Origin of the sequence: Edaphobacter aggregans DSM 19364, from assembly GCF_000745965.1 — a bacterium.
Lineage (GTDB): Bacteria > Acidobacteriota > Terriglobia > Terriglobales > Acidobacteriaceae > Edaphobacter > Edaphobacter aggregans.
In genome coordinates this window covers 69,227-90,390 of the sequence record NZ_JQKI01000012.1, presented here as the reverse complement: position 1 = coordinate 90,390, position 21,164 = coordinate 69,227, and the positions used below count along the sequence as shown (strand labels likewise).

General features: G+C 62.0%; 23 protein-coding genes. 17 read left to right on the top strand and 6 right to left on the bottom strand.

Annotated elements, in window-relative coordinates:
- The first annotated feature begins 75 nt into the window (after positions 1-75).
- On the top strand, positions 76-768 hold the full coding sequence (locus tag Q363_RS05380; RefSeq protein WP_051978406.1) for a hypothetical protein: 693 nt from the start codon (positions 76-78) through the stop codon (positions 766-768).
- Between the two features lie 465 nt (positions 769-1,233).
- Here Q363_RS05380 and Q363_RS05375 read toward each other — a convergent pair whose 3' ends face one another.
- The gene (locus Q363_RS05375) at positions 1,234-1,689 is read right to left on the bottom strand and encodes a metallophosphoesterase family protein (protein ID WP_035348457.1); all 456 of its coding nucleotides are present in this window, start codon (positions 1,687-1,689) and stop codon (positions 1,234-1,236) included.
- Positions 1,690-1,693: 4 nt separating this feature from the next.
- Positions 1,694-2,173 (bottom strand): hypothetical protein, encoded by a 480-nt coding sequence (locus tag Q363_RS05370; RefSeq protein WP_035348455.1) that lies wholly within the window; start codon positions 2,171-2,173, stop codon positions 1,694-1,696.
- Positions 2,174-2,583: 410 nt separating this feature from the next.
- Between Q363_RS05370 and Q363_RS05365 the strand changes: the two genes are divergently transcribed.
- Positions 2,584-3,042 (top strand): hypothetical protein, encoded by a 459-nt coding sequence (locus Q363_RS05365; protein WP_157466550.1) that lies wholly within the window; start codon positions 2,584-2,586, stop codon positions 3,040-3,042.
- A 582-nt stretch (positions 3,043-3,624) separates the two neighbouring features.
- Here Q363_RS05365 and Q363_RS05360 read toward each other — a convergent pair.
- Positions 3,625-4,500, bottom strand: coding sequence for an ABC transporter permease (locus tag Q363_RS05360; RefSeq protein ID WP_483782885.1), 876 nt, complete (start codon positions 4,498-4,500; stop codon positions 3,625-3,627).
- Positions 4,501-4,580: 80 nt separating this feature from the next.
- Here Q363_RS05360 and Q363_RS05355 point away from each other — a divergent pair, with 80 nt between their 5' ends.
- The 4 genes from Q363_RS05355 to Q363_RS41970 all read left to right on the top strand — a co-directional run bounded on the left by Q363_RS05355 (position 4,581) and on the right by Q363_RS41970 (position 9,183).
- Entirely contained in the window at positions 4,581-5,891 is a 1,311-nt protein-coding gene (locus Q363_RS05355) for a glycosyltransferase WbuB (RefSeq protein ID WP_035348451.1), read from the top strand.
- The gene (gmd, locus tag Q363_RS05350; protein ID WP_035348449.1) at positions 5,888-6,973 is read left to right on the top strand and encodes a GDP-mannose 4,6-dehydratase; all 1,086 of its coding nucleotides are present in this window, start codon (positions 5,888-5,890) and stop codon (positions 6,971-6,973) included. Before Q363_RS05355 ends, gmd begins: the two co-directional genes overlap by 4 nt.
- A gap of 136 nt (positions 6,974-7,109) precedes the next feature.
- Positions 7,110-8,078, top strand: a complete 969-nt coding sequence (locus Q363_RS05345) for a GDP-L-fucose synthase family protein (RefSeq protein WP_035348447.1) — start codon at positions 7,110-7,112, stop codon at positions 8,076-8,078.
- Positions 8,079-8,400: 322 nt separating this feature from the next.
- Positions 8,401-9,183 carry a CAP domain-containing protein gene (locus Q363_RS41970; RefSeq protein WP_169746933.1) on the top strand — a complete coding sequence of 261 codons (783 nt, stop codon included), beginning with the start codon at positions 8,401-8,403 and terminating at the stop codon, positions 9,181-9,183.
- Positions 9,184-9,302: 119 nt separating this feature from the next.
- Here the strand turns inward: Q363_RS41970 and Q363_RS05335 are convergent, their stop codons facing one another.
- Entirely contained in the window at positions 9,303-10,109 is an 807-nt protein-coding gene (locus Q363_RS05335; protein WP_084080029.1) for a dienelactone hydrolase family protein, read from the bottom strand.
- On the opposite strand from Q363_RS05335, the gene Q363_RS05330 reads away from it, so the two are divergent.
- From Q363_RS05330 to Q363_RS05310, 5 genes are all read left to right on the top strand, one after another.
- Positions 10,108-11,382, top strand: coding sequence for a nickel-dependent putative hexonate epimerase (locus tag Q363_RS05330; protein WP_035348441.1), 1,275 nt, complete (start codon positions 10,108-10,110; stop codon positions 11,380-11,382). The two genes, Q363_RS05335 and Q363_RS05330, sit on opposite strands and share 2 nt — an antisense overlap.
- Before the next feature lie 86 nt (positions 11,383-11,468).
- The gene (locus Q363_RS05325) at positions 11,469-12,737 is read left to right on the top strand and encodes a tagaturonate epimerase family protein (protein WP_035348439.1); all 1,269 of its coding nucleotides are present in this window, start codon (positions 11,469-11,471) and stop codon (positions 12,735-12,737) included.
- Between the two features lie 169 nt (positions 12,738-12,906).
- A complete protein-coding gene (locus Q363_RS05320; protein ID WP_035348583.1) occupies positions 12,907-13,416 on the top strand; it encodes a gluconokinase in 510 nt (169 codons plus the stop codon).
- A gap of 254 nt (positions 13,417-13,670) precedes the next feature.
- The gene (locus Q363_RS05315; protein WP_035348581.1) at positions 13,671-14,447 is read left to right on the top strand and encodes a glucose 1-dehydrogenase; all 777 of its coding nucleotides are present in this window, start codon (positions 13,671-13,673) and stop codon (positions 14,445-14,447) included.
- 586 nt (positions 14,448-15,033) lie between these two features.
- Positions 15,034-15,654, top strand: a complete 621-nt coding sequence (locus Q363_RS05310) for an HAD family hydrolase (protein ID WP_035348437.1) — start codon at positions 15,034-15,036, stop codon at positions 15,652-15,654.
- On the opposite strand, the gene Q363_RS05305 is transcribed toward Q363_RS05310, so the two are convergent.
- Positions 15,649-16,131: a TlpA family protein disulfide reductase gene (locus tag Q363_RS05305; RefSeq protein ID WP_035348435.1), complete on the bottom strand. Its 483-nt coding sequence runs from the start codon at positions 16,129-16,131 to the stop codon at positions 15,649-15,651. The two genes, Q363_RS05310 and Q363_RS05305, sit on opposite strands and share 6 nt — an antisense overlap.
- Before the next feature lie 28 nt (positions 16,132-16,159).
- On the opposite strand from Q363_RS05305, the gene Q363_RS05300 reads away from it, so the two are divergent.
- Genes Q363_RS05300 through truB form a run of 5 tightly spaced genes read left to right on the top strand, consistent with a single transcriptional unit; the run spans position 16,160 to position 19,654 of the window.
- Entirely contained in the window at positions 16,160-17,233 is a 1,074-nt protein-coding gene (locus tag Q363_RS05300; protein ID WP_035348433.1) for a glycosyltransferase family 2 protein, read from the top strand.
- A 51-nt stretch (positions 17,234-17,284) separates the two neighbouring features.
- A complete protein-coding gene (locus Q363_RS05295; protein ID WP_035348431.1) occupies positions 17,285-17,713 on the top strand; it encodes a 6-pyruvoyl trahydropterin synthase family protein in 429 nt (142 codons plus the stop codon).
- The gene (locus tag Q363_RS05290; protein WP_035348430.1) at positions 17,710-18,138 is read left to right on the top strand and encodes a 6-carboxytetrahydropterin synthase; all 429 of its coding nucleotides are present in this window, start codon (positions 17,710-17,712) and stop codon (positions 18,136-18,138) included. The genes Q363_RS05295 and Q363_RS05290 overlap by 4 nt, the downstream gene beginning before the upstream one ends.
- Before the next feature lie 14 nt (positions 18,139-18,152).
- On the top strand, positions 18,153-18,761 hold the full coding sequence (gene folE, locus Q363_RS05285) for a GTP cyclohydrolase I FolE (RefSeq protein ID WP_035348429.1): 609 nt from the start codon (positions 18,153-18,155) through the stop codon (positions 18,759-18,761).
- Between the two features lie 20 nt (positions 18,762-18,781).
- Positions 18,782-19,654 carry a tRNA pseudouridine(55) synthase TruB gene (gene truB / locus Q363_RS05280; protein WP_035348427.1) on the top strand — a complete coding sequence of 291 codons (873 nt, stop codon included), beginning with the start codon at positions 18,782-18,784 and terminating at the stop codon, positions 19,652-19,654.
- On the opposite strand, the gene Q363_RS05275 is transcribed toward truB, so the two are convergent.
- Positions 19,635-20,273: an arylesterase gene (locus Q363_RS05275; protein ID WP_245632050.1), complete on the bottom strand. Its 639-nt coding sequence runs from the start codon at positions 20,271-20,273 to the stop codon at positions 19,635-19,637. The two genes, truB and Q363_RS05275, sit on opposite strands and share 20 nt — an antisense overlap.
- 178 nt (positions 20,274-20,451) lie before the next feature.
- On the opposite strand from Q363_RS05275, the gene Q363_RS05270 reads away from it, so the two are divergent.
- Entirely contained in the window at positions 20,452-21,162 is a 711-nt protein-coding gene (locus Q363_RS05270) for an ABC transporter ATP-binding protein (RefSeq protein WP_035348424.1), read from the top strand.
- Positions 21,163-21,164: the final 2 nt, after the last annotated feature.

Below are 21,164 nucleotides of genomic sequence, written 5' to 3'. Positions count from 1 at the left end.
GTTGCAGAACCTCCCCGCCCCTCCACTGCTATCCTGTAGAAGCAGCGAGACCGCTCGCCGCACGGTTCGAGAAGCATGAAAAACTTCCTTCGCCCTGTCCTTTGCCGTGCCGCCGCCGTGATCTCTGCCGTCCTTTTCCTCGCCGTGCATCTCACCGCCCAGACGCCGTCGGTGGCCCCCGCCAAGCCCCGCCTCCCGCTCCTCGGCGTCCCGTCCAACATCCCCGTACCCGACCCCACCACCCCCGCCGCCAGCGCCTTCCACGACCAGCGCTACGGCGTCAGCTTCAAAGTCCCCGCCGGCTGGACCCTCACCCGCCACGACGCCGAGGTCAGCACCTTCGCCTTCGACGTCCGCACTGCACCCATGTCCGGTATCATGCGCGGCGTCGCCACCATCGCCTTCAACCCACACCCCACCTCCACCTTCTCCGGAGCCCTCTTCTACTTCAGCGTCACCCCCCGCACCACCGAGGCCCTCTGCCGCACCCAGGCCTCCGCCCAGGCTCCCCGAAGCGTCACCACCGCGCAGATCGCCGGAACACCCTTCACCCACGGCTACGACGAGCACGGAACCATCTGCACCGAGGCCCGTGACGAGATCTACACCGCCTACCGCAACAGCTCCTGCTACCGCTTCGACCTCGTCATCAACACCTTCTGCGGAGGCGACGTCAGCGGCGTCCGCGACATCACCCCCGCCGAACTCAACGCCGTCCGCCACCGCCTCGAATCCATCCTCAGCACCGTCACCTTCGACACGAAGTAGCGCACCGCAAACTCCCACTCATGCAAGCCTCGGGAATCCAAGGCCGTCATTCTGACCCTGAGCAAGTCGAAGGGGAAGAACCCCGCATTTCGCCAGTAGCGCCATAAATCCCAAAGGAAGTGTCATCCTGAGCGAAGCGCAGCGGAGTCGAAGGATCTGCGGTTCGCGTGAGCGGGCGTGAAGGCTCCTTAAAGCGGTCGCAGTGACGTTTGCTGTTCGTCGTCATCTCGATCGGAGCGCATAGCGCGCAGTGGAGAGACCCCTGTATTCTGCTCGGCTACGCTGCATTTCACGCCGGGCGTCGGGTGCCCCACATCTCGATTTTGAGATGTGGGTTATTCGAGCGAAGCTCGAACCTCTGTCGCTTCTGGGTACCCCAAGGCTTTCAGTCTTGGGCCTCTCAATCGCCACAAAAAGAAAGGGGCTTCAACCCCTGGGGTATGCCTTCCTCTCCAACCGGCGAAACTAAACCAACAACCCCACCACCCGAGCCTCCACTGAATCCCCCACCGTCACCAGCGCCACCGAAACCGGAAAACTAAACCGCCGAGGCCCCGCACTCCCCGGATTCAGATACATCACGCCCTTCCGATGCTCCACCAAAGGCTTGTGCGAGTGCCCGCTCACGACCACATCCACGCCCGCCGCCCGCGGATCGAGATCCAAATCATGCACCGAGTGCACCATGTAGAAGAACCGCCCGCCCAGCTCCACCATCTCCGTCGCCGGCAGCTCCGCGCACGCGCCGTACACGTCCACATTCCCGCGAATCGCCGTCACCGGCGCAATCTTCCTGAGCTCGTCAAGAATCTCGATATTCCCCACATCCCCGGCATGCAGAATATGCTCCGCCTCGGCCAGCGCCACCAGCGCCTCCGGCCGCAGCAGCCCATGCGTATCCGAGATCACACCAACCAACATGCCGTTACGCTAAACGAAGCCGCTCAAGCGAAGCCACATGCCGGCTCTGCTTCGGATCATGGCTCCTGTCCGGATCGATCCTCAGCTCCAGCGCCTTCACGCCGTCAAGCTCCACCGTGTAGTCCTCCAACTCCTCCGGCGCTCCATTCGGTGAGAAGTTCCACTGCTGCCGAGCCACCTCACGCAGCTCATCGCCCACCAGCGCCAGCAGCCAGAACTCCTGCGATCGCTCCGACTCCCTGTCCACAAAGTGAAGCTGAATCCGCCGAATCCTCTGCGGCTCATCGAACAGCAACCGAATCCTCTGCGGACCCGTCCCACTCGCCCGCCATCCACCTGTACCGGTCTTGTCCAGGGCATTATCGATCGGAAACGCCGGATCCTCCGAGCTGATCTCCGCCGTGGCAATCTTCTCGATATCCAGCCACTCTCCCGCCGCTGGCTGCTTCTTCTCGTCACTCTTCGAAACCACAACTTTACGCAAACCACACCCCCAATACATCAGCGCCAAGCATACGCGAGATCGCCCGTCTTCGCGCCTCTGTCTATAGCGAATCACGGACTGGTTAATTTCCGAGAAGCAAGACTTGTGGGGACTAAACGAGAATACGACACCCTCGAACTCGAGTATGCCTACCTTGTTTCCGGGCCAGCCTTCGCGGTCACAGCAGGCACGTTCCATCGTGCCTCGGTATGATTAGCTCGATTTAAGTTCTCGAGGTTCGAGGTTCAAATGCTCCAACCGATATCAATGTTGTTTGCTGCGACGATTCGCAGCGTCTGCTAATTTTCGTTGGGCTAGCCGGTTCAACCTCACGACCTGTTCCAACCAGCACTGTTCCTCTTAGTAGATCCCATCTGGATGACAAAGGGCTGCAGTTGTACGAGCAGGAGATGGGAGTTCTTGGGCAGGCGGTGGCTCGCGGCTCGGCTGAAGAAGACGATTCGCAGGGGTACATGATTTCAATAGATCCATCCTTGAAAGCTGTCAACCTCGCGATGCGTGCTTATGCACTTGAACGTGAGCCAGAGATTAGGAACGTACTCCAGACTGCGGGTGACCCTAAGCAACGCCGTGCTGCGGCTGCCTTATTGGGATATGTGCACCGGTCGCAGACCCAAGCGATCACGAAGACGATCATACTTCCGTGTCGTGCACTTCTACTATTTATCTCACCCGTTTTGTCGCAGGTTGGCCCGATCAATTATTTCGGTTACGGAGGCCTGCCTTTGGAGAAGGTGCGCTCCGTGCTTCCCCTACACACGGGAGACACACTGACCTATGCAACTTTCTCCAAGAAGCCAATCAACGATGCGGTTCTCGGTGCAATCGGCAAAGCCTGGAAGGGATGATGCTCCATATCCGCATCCCTCGCTTCCGGGTACGGCGGACAAGACGGCTAAAGCCCGTACCGCGTTATTCCGCACCTCCTCATCCGGATCGTTGATCGCTTTGGACAGCGCTTCTGCCTCCATTCACTCAGGAAGGGGCTCCCTCCCCAATGACAGGCTGGACAACTGCTCAAGAGCAATAACGCTAAGGACATCATCACGGCGGCATTGTCCTCGAAAGACTAGCGCGTGCGTGAGTAACGATGACGCCCATCTCGTGACTTAACTTCTGAGTTGTCGGCGAATTGGAAAGTGATCCAGTCGTGGTGGATTAGTCTTCAAGGACAAAGCGATTTTTCCACAGCCCGCCCAGTCGAAAATGTTGTCAAGCCCAAAAATCGCGTAAACCAAACAAGCCAAACCACATCCAAGTTGCCGATTAATTCCACCCCACCCGCTATACTTAAATCAGTGAAGGAAAATGCCCGGCCACCGCCGGGCATTCGCATTTAACTCTCAGGAAGGAGCCGACACCAGAAGTACCAAACCAAAGTCTCTGTTTCGAAGACTTTGCACAATTAAGTGGGGGGGGGAGGGGTACTACTATAGCCCAGCCCGCAGCCGAGTTCGCGGGTCCATGAAGTCCCGCAGAGCGTCCCCGATGAAGTTGAACGACAGCACGCAAAGCATCACCGCCATCGCCGGAAAGAACACCATATGCGGCGAGTCGAACAGGTGCGACCGAGCGTCGTTCAGCATCGACCCCCAACTGGCCGCCGGAGGCGGAACCCCGAGCCCCAGGAAGCTCAACGTCGCCTCCGCCATCACCGCCGTCGCCATCCCCACCGCCGCCTGCACGATCAGCGGCTGCACTATGTTCGGCAGAACATGCCGCGACAGAATCCGCAGATCGCTCGCACCAAGCGCCCGGGCAGCCTCAACATACTCGCGCTCCTTCACGGCCATCACCTGCCCGCGAACCAGCCGCGCGTAACCAACCCACCCGGAGATCGCAAGCGCCACAATCACGTTCCACAGCCCCGGCCCCATGAAGGCAACAAACGCAATCGCCAGCAGAATCCCCGGCAGCGCCAGAAACGCATTCATCACATACGTCGTGATCGCGGTATCGAGCCATCCGCCATAAAAGCCCGCAACACAACCAGCCACCAGCCCGATCGCCAGCGAGAGCGCCACCACGCTCACCGCAACGATCAGCGAGATCCGCGCCCCATACAACGTCCGCGAGAGAATATCCCGCCCCAGCTCATCGGTCCCGAACCAGTGCGCCGCGCTCGGCCCCACCAGTCGCCCATGCAGATCCAGAGCCGCCGGATCGTCCGGAGCCAGCCACGGCGCAAACAGCGCACCGATCAGAAACACGACCAGCAGAGCCACACCGATGGCGGCCAGCGGCTGCTCCTTAAATCGATTCAGGATTCGAATCCGGGGACTATCTTTGGGTCTCGCTTCACTCACGCCTGTCTCTCAGCATGAAGCCTGCGCGCCCAGTCGCGCAACCGCAAATCGTGTTGGAGCCTCCCTGTAAACTGCCATCAGTGCGAATCCTGATCTACGGCCTCAACTATCACCCCGAGCTAACAGGCATCGGCAAATACACCGGCGAGATGGCATCCTGGCTCGCCCGGCGAGGCCACGAGGTCCGTGTCGTCACCGCACCCCCGTATTACCCCTCCTGGAGCATCCGCGAAGACTACCGCGGCAAACGCTACCGCACGGAAAAACATCCCGGCGAGCCCGTCGTCTACCGCACGCCCCTCTACGTCCCCGCAAAGCCCACCGGCATCAAACGCATGGCGCATCTCTTCTCCTTCATGCTCGGCAGCCTGCCGGTCATGCTGCGCCAGTGCCTCTGGAATCCCGACGTCGTCTTCACCGTCGAACCCACCTTCTTCGGCGCTCCGCTCGCGCTGCTCGTCGCCCGGGCCACCGGCGCCGCCTCCTGGCTTCACGTACAGGACTTCGAGGTCGAAGCCGCCTTCGACCTCGGCCTCCTCCCGGCGCAGGGCCCCGTCCACGCCCTCGCCCTCGGCCTCGAGCAGGCCTTCACCCGCGCCTTCACCCGCGTCTCCAGCATCTCGCACAAGATGGTCGAGCGAGCCGCGACCAAGGGTGTCGCTGCCGACCGCATCACTCTCTTCCCCAACTGGGTCGACATCGACTCCGTCTATCCTCAAACCCCGGGCCCACAAGACCCCGCCACACCACCCAACTCCTTCCGCCGCGAACTCAACCTCGAAGGCAAAACCGTCCTCCTCTACGCCGGCAACATGGGAGCCAAGCAGGGCCTTGAACTCCTCGCCCCGCTCGCCGCCTCCTTCGAGCACGACCCCAGCGTGCACTTCCTCTTCTGCGGCGATGGAGCCTTCCGCCCGACGCTCGAATCGCTCGTCAACGGCCGCTCCAACGTAACCCTGCTTCCGCTGCAACCCCTCGAGCGGCTCAACGACCTGCTCAACGCCGCCGACATCCACCTGCTCCCGCAGCGCGCCGGCGCCGCCGACCTCGTCATGCCCTCCAAGCTCACCGGCATACTCTCGAGCGGCCGCCCCGTCATCGCCACCGCCGACCCTGGCACGCAGGTCGCCCGCGTCATCGCCGGCGCCACCTCCTGCGGTCTCGTCGTTCCTACCGAAGATCCCGCCGCGCTCCACGCAGCCGTCGAGCGCCTCATCGCAGACCCGGCCCTCCGGACGCGGCTCGGAGCCAACGCTCGCTGCTACGCCGTCCGGCATCTGGGAAGGCAACAGGTCCTCCAACAGTTCGAGAGCGATCTGATCAGCCTCGTCTCTTCATCAGCTAAACTTGCCCCAAGCCCACCCCAGCACGAAGGAGAGTCCACGTTTTGAAGAGAGCCCTGATTACAGGAGTGACCGGCCAGGACGGAGCTTATCTCGCCGAGTTTCTCCTCGCCAAAGGCTACGAGGTCCACGGCATCAAGCGCCGCGCATCGCTGTTCAACACCAATCGCATCGACCACATCTACGAGGATCCGCACCAGCCCAATCCGCACTTCATCCTCCACTACGGCGACCTCACCGACTCCTCCTCGCTGATCCACATCGTCCAGAAGGTGCAGCCCGATGAGATCTACAACCTCGGCGCGCAGTCTCACGTCCAGGTCTCCTTCGAGCAGCCCGAGTACACCGCCGACGCCGACGCCATCGGACCACTCCGCCTGCTTGAAGCCATCCGCATCCTCGGCCTCGAGAAGAAGACGAAGTTCTACCAGGCTTCTACGTCGGAGCTCTACGGCCTCGTGCAGGAGATCCCGCAGCGCGAGACGACGCCCTTCTATCCGCGCTCGCCCTACGCTGTCGCCAAGATGTATGCCTTCTGGATCTGCGTCAACTATCGCGAGGCCTACGGCATCTTCGCCTGTAACGGCATCCTCTTCAATCACGAGTCGCCCCTGCGCGGCGAGACCTTCGTCACCCGCAAGATCACCCGCGGCCTCGCCCGCATCAAGGTGGGCCTGCAGGAGGCGCTCTTCCTCGGCAACCTCGACGCGAAGCGCGACTGGGGTCACGCCCGTGACTACATCGAGATGCAGTGGCTCATGCTCCAGCAGGAAAAGCCCCAGGACTACGTCATCGCCACCGGCCAGCAGTACAGCGTGCGCGAGTTCGTCCAGCGCTGCGCCGCGCGTCTTGACCTCGGGCTGACCTGGCAGGGAAGCGGCGTCGACGAGAAGGCGCTCGACAAGAACGGCAAGGTCGTCGTCGCCGTCGATCCCCGCTACTTCCGCCCCACTGAGGTCGAAACCCTCCTCGGCGATCCATCCAAGGCACACCGCGAACTCGGCTGGACGCCGCGCACCAGCTTCGATCAGCTCGTCGAAGAGATGGTTGCGGCCGATCTCAAATCCGCGCAGCGCGACGCGCTCGTCCGCCAACACGGCTTCGACGCCTACAACGTCAGGGAAAGCTGATGAATGAACCTCCATACGCCGTCATTCTGACCCTGAGCGAAGCGAAGGGGAAGAATCTGAGTATTTCGCTTGAGCGCCACAATGAGATTCGATCAGGAGAAATTGCTAACCAGCTGGTGTACGAAACGGACGCCCTATGAACAAAGACTCCCGCATCTTCATCGCCGGTCATCGCGGCCTCGTCGGCTCCGCCATCCATCGCGAGCTTCAGCGCCTCGGTTACACCAACATCCTCACCCGCACACGCGAGCAGCTCGACCTCCTCGACACGTCCGCCGTCAATGACTTCTTCGCGAAGGAGAAGCCCGAGTACGTCTTCCTCGCCGCGGCCAAGGTCGGCGGCATCCTCGCCAACAACACCTACCCCGCCGACTTCATCCGCGACAATCTCATCCTCCAGACCAACATCATCGATGCCAGCTATCGCAACCAGGTCACGCGCCTGCTCTTCCTCGGCTCCTCCTGCATCTACCCCAAGCTCGCTCCGCAGCCCATGCCCGAGTCCTCTCTGCTCACCGGCCCGCTCGAGCCCACCAATCGCCCCTACGCGCTGGCCAAGATCGCCGGCATCGAGATGTGCTGGAGCTACAACCGCCAGTACGGCACCAAGTATCTCGCCGCCATGCCGACGAACCTCTACGGCCCCGGCGACAACTACGACCTCGCCAACTCGCACGTCCTCCCCGCGCTCATCCGCAAGACCGCCGAGGCCATTCGCACGAACGCGCCCACGGTCACGGTCTGGGGAACCGGAACGCCCCGCCGCGAGCTGCTCTACTCCGACGACCTCGCCCAGGCATGCGTCTTCCTGATGAATCTCGACGACGCCACCTACAACACCCTCTTTACCGAGACCGATCCGCCCCTGATCAACATTGGCACCGGCGAGGACGTCACCATCCGCGAGCTCGCCGAGACCGTCGCGCGCGTCGTCGGCTACTCCGGCTCGCTCGTATTTGACACCACAAAGCCCGATGGCACGCCGCGCAAGCTCATGGACGTCACCCGTCTCCACACCCTCGGCTGGCGCCACACCACGTCGCTCGAAGAGGGAATTGGCCGCACGTGGCAGCAGGTTCGGGACCGCCTCATCGGCGCATCCTGAAGATCTCCGCGAAACGAAATCTCCCAACTCGTGTCTAACCCTGCAGTCGTTCCATGTTCGCAACATTGCTGCATCTTCCCGTATTCCTCTCTGCCTTGGTTCACCTCCCCCAAAAGTGGGATTAACTGCGCCTCCTCCTCTTCCTAACATTCGAGAGACCAGCCGCGATAAGCCACTCCAAGGGCGACAGAGAACCGGGACAGGCACAATGAATCGCTCGACCTCCAGCAGCAACGGCCCCCTAAGGGCCGGTACCAAGACAGCCTCGTCTCGTGGAACGGACGCTCCGCTCTCTGACGTCAGCTCTCGGGCACGTGACCTCATGCTTCGCATTGCCCTGCTGCTGGGAGCCATCGTCTTCCTTCCGCTCCAGGCCGTCGCCGCCTCGTCCATGCCCAGGCTAACGGGCAACGTCGCCGAACAGTATCTCCTCGCCGCCGCCAACCAGGAGCGTGCCGCGCGCGGCCTTCCCAAGCTCCGCAACGACCCGGTGCTCGCCAAGGCCGCCCGCTTCCACGCCATGCAGATGGCCGCCCACAACGGCATCTCGCATCAGTTTCCCGGCGAGCCCGAACTCTCCGAGCGCGGCGCCCGCGCCGGAGCGCACTTCTCCCTCATCACCGAGAACGTCGCCCAGGCCCCCGACTCCAGCATGTTTCATCAGATGTGGATGAACTCCAAGGGGCACCGCGCCAACCTTCTCGATCCCCACGTGAACGTGGTCGGCATCGCAGTAGTTACCCATGCAGGCCAGTTCTACGCCGTCGAAGACTTCGCCTCCACCGTCGTAACGATCAACTTCAATCAGCAGGAGGCCACCGTCGCGCGCCTCCTCTCCCAGAGAGGCCTCAACGTCGGTCCCACCAGCCGCACCGCCTCTCTCGCCGATGCGCGCCGCACCTGCGGCATGGACACCGGCTTCGCCGGCCAGCACAAGCCCTGGTTCATCATGCGCTACACTGCCTCGCGCCTCGACCAGCTGCCGGACCAGCTCGCGAGCCGCATCAACTCAGGCCGCTACCACCAGGCTGTCGTAGCCGCCTGCGCGGACAACAACACCGGCCCCTTCACCGCATATAACATCGCAGTCCTGCTCTACCCCTGAGCTAACTCTCTTCCACACTCATCGCGGCCAGCTAAGTCTCCCGCGCGGTGTCATTCCGACCGTAGCGAAGCGGAGTGGAGGAACCTGCTTCTCCACTCACTCCGCCCCCACCCATAAAGTCACCCAAGCGTCTCACGGAACAGCGCCATCATCTTCGCAAAGGCCCGCTCCGCCTGTGGCTCGTTGTAGGCCGGGTTGTCGCGAACCGTCCATCCATGGTGCGCTCCGTCGTACACCTTGCTCGTATAATCCCCACCCCACTCTTCAAGCGCCTTCTCGAACCCCGCAATATCCTCCGCGGTCATGCTCCCGTCCTTCACCGCATGGCCGAAGTAGAGGATCGCCTTCACCCGCGGCAGCACAAGGTGCGGACTCGCCGGATCACTGGGCTTATACAACCCTCCGCCATGAAACGAAGCCACCGCCCCCACGCGGTCAGGCTTCACCGCCGCCGCTCGCAGCGCGATGCCTCCCCCAATGCAGTAGCCCACCACACCCACCTTGCCGATCGCCGTCGTAGGCCGCGAGGTCAGGTAATCCAGATAAACACTTAAATCCTGCTCCAGCCCCTCCGGAGTCAGCGGTGCGATCAACTCCTGAATCCGCTTCATAAACTCCGGGCTCCCGTGCTTGATCTCAGGCGCAAACACCGGCGACCTGCTCGTCCGGTAGAACGGATTCGGCATCAGCACTGTGTACCCCTCGCCAACAAGCCTGCGTGCCATCGCGCGATGCGTCTCGCGGATGCTCCTGATATCCGGAATATGCAGCACACCCGGCAGCGCCTTCTCCGCATCCGGTGTGAAGAGCACCGCATCCACCGTACCATCGGCCGTCGTCAGATCAACATCCTGTTCCAACATCATGTTCTCCTTGTCCCAAATTGGTTTTACCACGCACTTCTCCAGCGTAAGATGAGATGCCATGAGCCTCTACTTCGCCGCAGGAAGTCCGACCACGGAGATGTCGGCCGACGACCTTCGCACCGCCCTCTTCTCCGCTTTGGATGCCATCGGCCCCCGCAATAGAGTCCTCGCTGTTCCGCCCGACTTCACCCGCTTCCACTCGCAGTCCGGCGTCATCACCGAACTCGCCTGGCAGTACTATGGCTCGCGCCTCACCGACGTCCTCCCCGCCCTCGGAACCCACAAGGCCATGACCGACTCCGAGATCGCCAACATGTACGGCGCTACCCCCCGCGAGCTCTTCCGCGTCCACGACTGGCGCAACGATGTCGTCACCCTCGGCGAGGTCCCCGGCGCCTTCCTCTACGAGGTCTCCGAAGGCAAGGTCGACTACTGCTGGCCCGCGCAGGTAAACAAACTTCTCCGCGACGGCGGCCACGACCTCATCCTCTCCATCGGCCAGGTCGTCCCTCACGAGGTCGTCGGCATGGCCAACTACAACAAGAACATCTTCGTCGGAACCGGCGGCTCCATCGGCATCCATCGCTCCCACTTCCTCGGCGCCGTCTACGGGATGGAGCGCATGATGGGCCGCGCCGACACCCCCGTCCGCCGCGTCCTCAACTACGCCAGCGACCACTTCGCCAAGAGCCTCCCCATCGTCTACATCCAGACCGTCGTCGGCAAAAACGCCGCAGGCAAGCTCGCCCTCCGCGGCCTCTACATCGGCGATGACGTCGAGTGCTTCAACCTCGCCGCCGCCCTTTCGCTCCAGGTCAACTTCCAGATGCTCGACCGCGAGATCAAGAAGGCAGTCGTCTTTCTCGACCCCCACGAGTTCCGCTCCACATGGCTCGGCAACAAGAGCGTCTACCGCACCCGCATGGCGCTCGCCGACAACGCCGAACTCATCGTCCTTGCCCCCGGCGTCCACGAGTTCGGAGAAGACGCCGCCATCGACAAGCTCATCCGCAAGTACGGCTACTGCGGAACCCCGCGCACCCTCGAGGCAGTCAAGGAGGACCCCGCCCTCGCCGGCAACCTCTCCGCCGCAGCGCACCTCATCCACGGCTCCAGCGAAGGCCGCTTCACCATCCGCTACTGCCCCGGCCACCTCACCCGGCAGGAGATCGAGAGCGTCCACTTCCAGTACGGCGAACTCGCCCGCTACACCGCCAAATATAACCCGGACCTCCTCAAGGACGGCTGGAACACCGTCGACGGCGAGGAGATCTTCTACATCTCCAACCCCGGCCTCGGACTCTGGGCCTATCGCGGACGTTTCAAAGACTGACATCGCCTTCTTGCCTATCCTCGCCCAGATGAGTATGCTGGGACGGTTGCAAGTGGTTGGACCAATAGGGATAGGTAAAACACACAATGGGCGATACCCTGACAAACCAGCTTCCAAGATTCTCCATCGGCGTAGGTGATCGATTCGCCCACCAGGCAAAGGCACAGCTCTCCGCATGCATTCAGGCCGCGAAGGCGGGCGTCGAAGTCTCCCCGGTCTGGAACAAGTCCAACCGCGAGCACAACATCATCGGCAGCGACCCCGCCCAGACCCGCAAGGCCGCCGACGCCGCCGTCAAGGAGCTAGTCTGGAACAAGCCCTACTTCCTCGACGCAGACCACATCAACCTCTCCACGGTCTCGCGCTTCCTCGCCCCCTGCGACTTCTTCACCCTCGACGTCGCCGAGATGATCGGCAAGCCCGCCGCCGCGGCCGACGTGAAGGCCTTCGTCGCTCGCCACCCTGAATTGATCGGCACCGTCACCATCCCCGGCATCACCGAGCCCTTCAAGACCGACGAGGCCTTCGTCACCCGCATCGCCAACAAGTTCCTCGCCGCCGTCCAGGACGCCGGGCGCATCTACCGCTTCCTCGTCGAGAACAAGGGCGCTGGCCGCTTCATCCCCGAGGTCTCCATGGACGAGACCGACTCGCCCCAGACCCCCGTCGAGCTGCTCATCATCCTCGCCGCCATCGCCGACGAGAAGATCCCCCTCCAGACCATCGCTCCCAAGTTCACCGGCCGCTTCAACAAGGGCGTCGACTACGTCGGCGACGTCCAGCAGTTCGCCCGCGAGTTCCGCGAAGACATCGCCGCCATCGCCTTCGCCGTCAAAACCTACGGCCTGCCCGCGAACCTCAAGCTCAGCGTCCACTCCGGCTCCGACAAGTTCTCCATCTACAAGCCCATCTACGAGACCGTGCAGGCCACCGGCGCCGGCCTGCACCTCAAGACCGCCGGTACCACCTGGCTCGAAGAGCTCATCGGCCTCGCCGAGGCCGGCGGCTCCGGTCTGACCATCGCCAAAGAGGTCTACCGCGAGGCCTACGGTCATCGCGAGGAGCTCTGCGCCCCTTACGCCACTGTCATCGACATCGACCCCGCAAAGCTCCCCACGCCCGACGACGTCGATCACTGGACCAGCCAGCAGTTCGTCTCCGCGCTCCGTCACGACCAGTCCAATCCGTGCTACAACCCCAGCCTCCGCCAGCTGCTCCACGTCGGCTTCAAGGTCGCGGCCAGGATGGGCTCACGCTACCTCGAAGCGCTCGAGGCCAACGAAGAGGTCGTCGCACGAAATGTAACGACGAATCTCTTTGATAGACACATCCGCCCGGTCTTTCTGGGATCATAAGAAACGGCAGTCTGCAGCACCTCTGAAGGGATGCTTGCGGCAGGTGCAGAAACAAAGGGCCGTAGGCCCGCTTTATACCAGCCTGGGGCAGAGCCCCCAGAGGGTCGAGCAAGAAAACAAAGGGCCAAATGCCCGATCAATCCTGACCGATAGGATGTTCAAGCAGAAGATGATCGTAGTCCTGATGGGAGTCACCGGCTCTGGCAAATCCACCATCGGCAAGCTGCTCGCCAGCCGCGCCGGGGCCGTCTTCGCCGACGCCGACGACTACCACCCCCCAGCCAATAAGCAGAAGATGGCCGCCGGCCACCCCCTCAACGATGAAGACCGCCAGCCCTGGCTCGAGACCCTGAACAAACTCATGCAAGGTTGGTACAAGGAAGGGAAAAACGGCGTCCTCGCCTGCTCCGCCCTCAAACAGAAGTACCGCGACACCCTCGCCGCCGGAATCCCGCATGACTCCATCACCTTCGTCTGGCTCGACGCCCCCGAAGCTGTCCTCGCCGAGCGGCTCGCCGAGCGCCACCACGAGTTCATGAACCCCGCGCTGCTCCAGAGCCAGCTCGATACACTCGAGCCTCCCGCCGACGCTTTGCGTATAGTGAATGATCGCCCCCCGGAGCAGGTCGTCCAAAGCATTCTCAACAAGATTCCCGCAACGAACAAAACAGCTCTATAACCAGATACACGAACCACGCACCTGAATCACGAACCACGAACCTCGCACATCACGAACCACGAACCTGAATAAAGTGTCATCCTGAGCGAAGCCTCTCGCGGTCTCACCGCGAGAGGCGCAGTCGAAGGATCTGCGGTTTCACAATGCGAGTTGTTTTGTTAAGGGCACGGCTTTAGCCGTGCCGCAAGAGTCGAAGGCAAAAAGGGGGCTTTAGCCCCTGAGGTAAAACACACAGCAAGAGAGGAATGATTTTCATGGCGTACCCTTTGTTTGATCTCACCGGCAAGTCGGCAGTCGTCGTAGGCGGAACCTCAGGCATCGGCCTGGCAATGGCAGTCGGGCTAGCCGAGGCGGGCGCCGACGTCGTCGCCACCTCCCGCCGTGCCGAGCAGGTCGAAGAGGCCGCTCAGGCCATCGAAGCCAAGGGCCGCCGCGCACTACGCCTCACCTCCGACGTCGGCGACCGCGCCTCCCTCGAGGCCGTCCTCGAAGGGACCCTCAAGGAGTTCGGAAAGGTCGACATCCTCATCAACTCCGCCGGAAAGATCAAGCGCGAGCCCACCCTCACCGTCTCCGAAGAGACCTGGAACGACATCATGGACACCAATGTCACCGGCACCCTCCGCGCCTGCCAGATCTTCGGAAGGCACATGCTTGAGCGCGGCTACGGCCGCATTATCAACATCGCCTCGCTCAACTCCTTCGTCTCCCTCAAAGAGGTCACCGCCTACGCCGCCTCCAAGGCCGCCGTCGCCGCCCTCACCAAGTCCCTCGCCGTGGAGTGGAGCGCCCGCGGAGTCACCGTCAACGCCATCGCCCCCGGAGTCTTCCGCACCGCCCTCAATCAGAAGCTCCTCGACGAGAGCGACCGCGGCAAAGAGCTCCTCATGCGGACCCCCATGGGCCGCTTCGGCAAAACCGAAGAACTCGTCGGCTCGGCCATCTACCTCGCCTCCAACGCCTCCACCTTCGTCACCGGCGAAGTCCTCGTCGTCGACGGCGGCTTCCTGGCCAGCGGAGTAAACCAGTAGCTCCTGCCACCTTCGATGGTCTGCTCCTTCCAGACGGATGGCGTCAGCTTTCCGGGATGGGGCTCTCGTTCCTCCACGGACGGTTTGCTTCTGAGTAGGCCAGGGCTTTCGAAGGTACTGAAAAACCGTCTTGCTTAAGGGCACGGCTTCAGCCGGGCCGTAACTGCCCTGTTTTGAATGCGGCTTTAGCCGCCGAGGTCGCGTTTTTCCCGCGAGCCACTTTTTCAGCACCCTCTTTAGCCCTGGCACCAACCTCACCTCCACCCCTCCGTCATTCTGAGCCGAAGGCGAAGAACCCCCCCGCATTTTGCCCATGCGGCCACCAACGATGGGTTTGTCAAGCCCCCAAAATTCACAAACCTTTCCAAATCAACAAAATAGACCCAACAAAAAGTGCCGATTAATTACCCTCGGCTTGCTATCCTTAAACCAGAAGCAGGCAAGAAGCCTTCCGCCGGAAGGCGGCAAGCCAAATGGCCTCATCGCAGACCAGCGACGCAACAGAAGTACCAAGCTAAAGTCTCTACTTCGAAGACTTTGCACGAAAAACAGGGGGAGGGGGACCCCGCACTCCGTACAATCAACCATGGCCTTCCCGCTCGAGAAAGGAACCTTCGACGCTCTGATCTTCGACTGCGACGGAACCCTCGTCGACAGCGCCGAAGCACACCTCTACTCGCTCCAGCAGGCCCTCGCTCCCATCGGCCTCAACATGACCCCGGAGTGGTACCACCCCCGCCACGGCCTCGGTCCCGACGACCTCCTCGACGCCTACGAGGCCGACTTCAAGGTCGAGTCGCTCGCCCGCGCCGACTTCTACGAGCGTGTCAACGAGGCCTACCTCGCCAGCATCCACCTCATCCAGGAGATCAAGGTGGTCGCCGACGTCGCCCGCCAGTGGTTCGGCAAGGTCCCCCTCGCCGTCGCCTCCAACGGAATCAGGAAGAACGTCGAGGCAACGCTGATCGCCACCCGCCTGCGCCCCCTCTTCTACACCATCGTCACCGCCGACGATGTCGAGCACGGCAAGCCCGCCCCGGACGTCTACCTCGAGGCCGCCCGCCGCATGCGGATGAAGCCCGAGCGAGTCATCGTCTTCGAAGACTCCGACGAAGGACTCGAATCCGCCCGGCGCGCCGCAATGCGAGCCTACGACATCCGCCAGGTCTGGTCGCCGATGCGCCACTCGCACGGCCTCAGGCTATAGGTTCGCCAGGTAGTCCATGATCTCCGGACTCGTCCACGTCTGCGGCCCGATGAACTTTCGCCGCAGCATTCCGTTCCGGTCGATCACATACGTCTCCGGATAGCGGAAGCTGCCATAGAGCGCGTTGACCCTCTGCTGCCCGTCGCGAACCGTCGTCAACTCGACATGATGATCCACGAGGAACCGCTTGTACGCAGCCTCGTCCTCGTCCGTGCTGATCGCGACCACGGCGACCTGCGGCATCCTGCGCTGCAGCTCCATCAGTGATGGCAGCTCTGCAACGCACGGAGGACACCAGGTCGCCCAGAAGTTCAGCAGCACCACCTTGCCGCGCAGCTTCGCAAGATCGGCCGAGTTCGATCCATCACTGATCGAAAACGACGGCGCGACCTTGTCCACTTGCTTGGGATGCTGACCGCGATCGCAACCCGCAGTCAGCAGAATCAACACCAGACTTGCCAACGCTCTCCGCACCATACGCTCCACCTTCCTATAATACGAAGTCGTGACCCAGGAAGCAGGCCAGCCTAGCGGACAAGCCGAGATCGAGCTCTCGGTGATCGTCCCGGCGCGCAACGAAGAGGCATCGCTGCCCGCCTGCCTCGCCTCCCTCGTCAGCCAGTCCGAGCCGGGCTTCGAGCTCGGCCGCCACTGGGAACTGATCGTCGTCAACGACGACTCCACCGACCGCACGCGCGCGATCGCAGCCGAAATCGCCGCAAAGCACGCTGGAGTCGCCGTCCTCGACGCCCCACCGCTCGATCCCAAGTCCGGAATGACCGGCAAGAACAACGCCTGCTGGGCCGCAGCGCAGCAGGCCCACGGCAAGTGGCTGCTCTTCACCGACGCCGACACCGTCCACGAGCCTAACGACCTCTCGCGCTCGATTCGCGAGGCCGAGCGTCACCACGCCCTGCTGCTCTCCTACTCGCCTCGCCAGCTCGTCTCCGGCTTCTGGCAGCGCACGGTGATGCCTCTTGTCTACTCCGAACTCGCCAGCGTTTACTCGATGAAAGAGGTGAACGATCCCGAGCGCCGCATTGCAGCGGCCAACGGCCAGTTCCTGCTAGTCGACCGTGAGGCGTACTTCTCGGTGGGAGGGCACCGCGCCGTCGGCGCCGAGGTGCTCGAGGACGTTGCCCTTGCCCGCAACTTCAAACGCAACCGCAAGACGATTCGCTTCCGCTATGCGCCCGAGGCGCTCTCCACGCGTATGTATCGCACGACCGCGGCGATGATCGAGGGCTGGGCCAAGAACCTCGCGCTGCTGTTTCCCCGGCCCATCTATCTCGCGGCCTGGCGTGTGCTGGATCTCACGCTCTACTTCGGTCTGCCCGCGCTAGCCTTGGGAGTGTCATGGCTCGTCAGCTGGCAGCGAGTTGCTTTGCTGTTGCTCTGGGCACGAACGCTGTGGCGCTTCTACGCGCGCGTGGCCCGGTCCAATTTCCCTGCGGTCGATGTAGCACTGTCGATCCTCGGTATACCCTTGTTTGTCTACCTCCTGGTGCGCAGCGCGATCGATCACAAGCTGCGGCGCGCCGTCGAATGGAAGGGACGAACCTACCGAACCAGCCGCTGATCCAGTGCATCCGCGCTGATTCGCCGAACGTCTAACTAGAAGAGAGTAACGATGATCTTTCTTACCCGTAAAGCCGAGTTCTCCTCCGCCCACTACTACTGGATCGACGATTGGTCCGAGGAGGAGAACCGGAGAGTCTTCGGTAAGTGCGCCAACCGCAACGGTCACGGCCACAACTACACGCTCGAAGTCACCGTCGCCGGCGACGTCGACCCTGTCTCGGGCTTCGTCGTCGACCTGAAGCAGTTGAAAGACATCCTCGAGCGCGAGGTCGTCAGCGTCTACGATCACCGCCATCTGAACCTCGAGGTGCCGGAGTTTCGCACGAGCATTCCGACGACCGAGAACATCGCCATCGCGATCTGGAAGCGGCTCGATGGCAAGATCCCCCACGCGAAGCTGCATCGTGTGCGCGTCTATGAGCTGCCCGACCTCTTCGCCGACTTCTACGGCGAAGAGGCGTTTGGAGAGCAGGCATGAAGGCCTACCTCTCCCGCCGCTATCACTTCAGCGCCTCGCACCGGCTGCACTCAGCGGCGTACGACGAGGCGGAGAATCGCGAGGTATTCGGCAAGTGCAACAACCCGCACGGTCACGGCCACAACTACACCGTGCAGGTGACGCTGAGCGGCAAGGTCGACCCAGTGACGGGGATGGTCTGTAACCTCGCCGATCTCGATGCATTCGCACAAAAAAATCTGATCGACCGTTTTGATCAAATGAATCTGAATACGCTCGAATGTTTTGCGAATCAGGTCTCCACGACGGAGAATCTATCTATGGAGATTCACCGCATCTTTGCAAGATTTCCTGCCGCTCGTCTCGAACGCGTTCACGTCGAGGAGACCAGCAACAACTCCTTCGACTACGCTGGAGAGGCACGACCCGCGGCAGGGACACTTTAGGAAGGCCCACTCATATGGCCAGAACAAACAGCACGATTGAAGCAGCCGCTCTCTCCGAGTTCGCCACGCAAGACCTCTACCGGGAGATCCTCACCCGCCTCGGCGAGGACCCGAACCGCGACGGCCTGATCCGCACGCCCGAGCGGATGGAGAAGGCGATGGCCTTTCTGACGCGCGGCTACAAGCAGGACATCAATGACGTCCTGCATGGGGCGCTGTTCGACGTCGACTACGACGAGATGGTCATCGTCAAGGACGTCGAGTTCTTCTCGATGTGCGAGCACCATCTGCTGCCGTTCTTCGGCAAGGCGCACGTCGCCTACGTGCCGAACGGAAAGGTGATTGGGCTCAGCAAGATTCCGCGGCTGGTCGATGTCTTCGCGCGACGCCTGCAGGTGCAGGAACGTCTGACGCGGCAGATCGGCGAGGCGATCACCGAGGCCATTAGCCCGCAGGGAGTCGCCGTCATCCTCGAGGCGCAGCACCTGTGCATGATGATGCGCGGCGTCGAGAAGCAGCACTCGTTCACCGTTACTTCCGCGATGCTGGGCGTCTTCAAGACCCAGCTACAGACCCGCAATGAGTTTCTCTCGCTCGTGCGGCGCAACGGCAGCGGCTTCTAGCGTCTAAACTAGACGTTGGAATGAATGGACTTCTGGTAGTAGACAAGCCCGGCGGCGTGACCTCGCACGACGTAGTTTCAATCGTACGGCGCGCGACCGGTGAGCGATCAATCGGTCACCTGGGCACGCTGGATCCGATGGCAACCGGCGTTCTGCCCCTGCTCATCGGCAAATACACGCGGCTCGCCCAGTTCTTCGGCGAGTCAGAGAAGTGGTACGAAGGCAGGATTCGTTTCGGATTCGCAACGGACAGCTTCGATGCAGACGGCGTCGCGACATCCGAGACCCGGCCGCTGACCAGTTCGCTTGCTGAACTCCAGCATCTAGCCTCGCGGTTTCGCGGAACGATAGACCAGGTTCCGCCGGTATTCTCGGCGAAGAAGATTCAGGGAGTTCCTGCCCACAAGCTGGCGCGTGCCGGCGCTGAGGTTCCGGTCAAGCCCGCGCGCATCACCATTCACGACTTCAGCCTGCTGTCGCTCCAAGGCGACGAGGCGGCCTTCACCATGCACGTCTCTGCTGGTGGCTACGTCCGCTCCGTCGCGCAAGAGATTGGCCAGCTTGCGCGGTGCGGAGCTCATCTTTCAGCACTTCGGCGCACGCGTGCGGGAGCCTTCACGCTGGATCAGGCGATCAGCGTTGATGAACTCAAAACACTCACGACGGCGGAGATCGAGGCTCGCCTTCCTCATCCGCGTACGCTGCTGCCCGAGATGCCGAGCATCACCGTCGATGACCAGACGGCAGGTAGGATTCGCAACGGCATGCAGGTCAATCTGCCCGACTTCTCGACTGCCTCGCTGGTGAAGATCTTCACGACGCCGGTCGACCTGCTGGCCATCGGGCGGCGGATTGCAGGCACGCTGATGCAGCCTATCGTCGTGATGGGGTAGAAGCTTCCTTGTTCAGCAGGGGTTGGATCAGCGAGAAGACGTTCTCTGCGACGACCTTGTTTCCCGCAGCAGTAGCATGGGTGCGGTCTGGTTGCATCATTCCGTCGACGCCGAAGACTCCCTTGAGCAAGAAGGGGAGCATGGGAACGTTGAACTTTTTCGCCAGCAGAACGTAGGTCTCATTGAACTGCCGGATGTAGTCCGCGCCGTAGTCCGGAGGGAGTGTGATGCCTGCGAGAACGACCTTTGTCCCGCTCGCGGTAAGCGTCGATAGGATCTGATCGAGGTTGGCGCGGGTGTCGGCGATGCGCAGGCCGCGGAGGCCGTCGTTGCCGCCGAACTCGACCACGACGATTGCGGGCTTCATGGCGACGATGGAGGCGACACGTGCCACGCCGTCCTTGGTTGTGTTGCCGCTGATGCCCGCATTGACGACGCGATACGAGTAGCGTCGGTGGTCAAGCTCGGCCTGGAGATAGTCCGGGTAAGCCTGTCCGGCCTCGGTTCCGTAGCCGGCGGTGAGGCTGTCACCGAAGCAGACAATCAGTGGACGAGAGTCCTGCTCCACTAAACTCGGAGTCGGAACGTCTGGTTGAGCGGGAGGAATGGAGTCGGGCACGGCACTGGAAGCCGCTTCCGGCTGAGGCGGAGGTGATTCCTTCGATCGGCAGCCGGCCGACAGCATCAGAAGAACCGCTACTATAGGAGCAATTGCGACTCGCCGCATCTGCTAAGAATCTATCAAACACGCTGGAAGACGGCCGAAGGGGAGTGCGAAGGTGACGGAAGCAGCAACGATGATTGCCGTGGAGAATCTGCACAAATCGATCCGCAACGGGACGCGCACGGTGGATATCCTCAAGGGGATCAGCTTTACGGTGCCGCGCGGGCAGTTCGTTGCCGTGATGGGTTCCTCGGGAAGCGGCAAGTCGACGTTGCTGGGGCTTCTGGCTGGGCTCGACACACCGAGCGCGGGCGATGTTCGCCTCAACGGAACTGCGATCTCTTATCTGCCCGAAGACCAACTGGCGAAGGTGCGCGGCAGGACCGTCGGCTTCGTCTTCCAGTCGTATCAGCTTGTTCCTACACTGACTGCGCTTGAGAATGTGCTTCTTCCGTACGAGTTGAACGCAAACGGATCGGATGGCAAGGCCGGGATGGAGCGTGCGCGCGCCCTGCTGACCAACGTGGGACTCAGCGACCGGCTCGATCACTATCCAGTTCAGCTATCTGGTGGCGAACAGCAGCGTGTGGCGCTGGCGCGCGCCTTCATCCTGCGTCCGCCGATCGTGATGGCCGATGAGCCGACGGGAAATCTCGACACGACGAACGGAGCGCATGTACTCGAATTGCTGCTTAACCTGAATCGAGTGGAGGGAACGACGCTGGTACTGGTGACGCATGATCCTGCTCTGGCGAGCTACGCCGACCGCTGCATCGTGCTGCGTGATGGGCTCGTCATCTCCGACGAACACCAACAAGCGGTTCACCCCGCGATGGCTCGCTAATC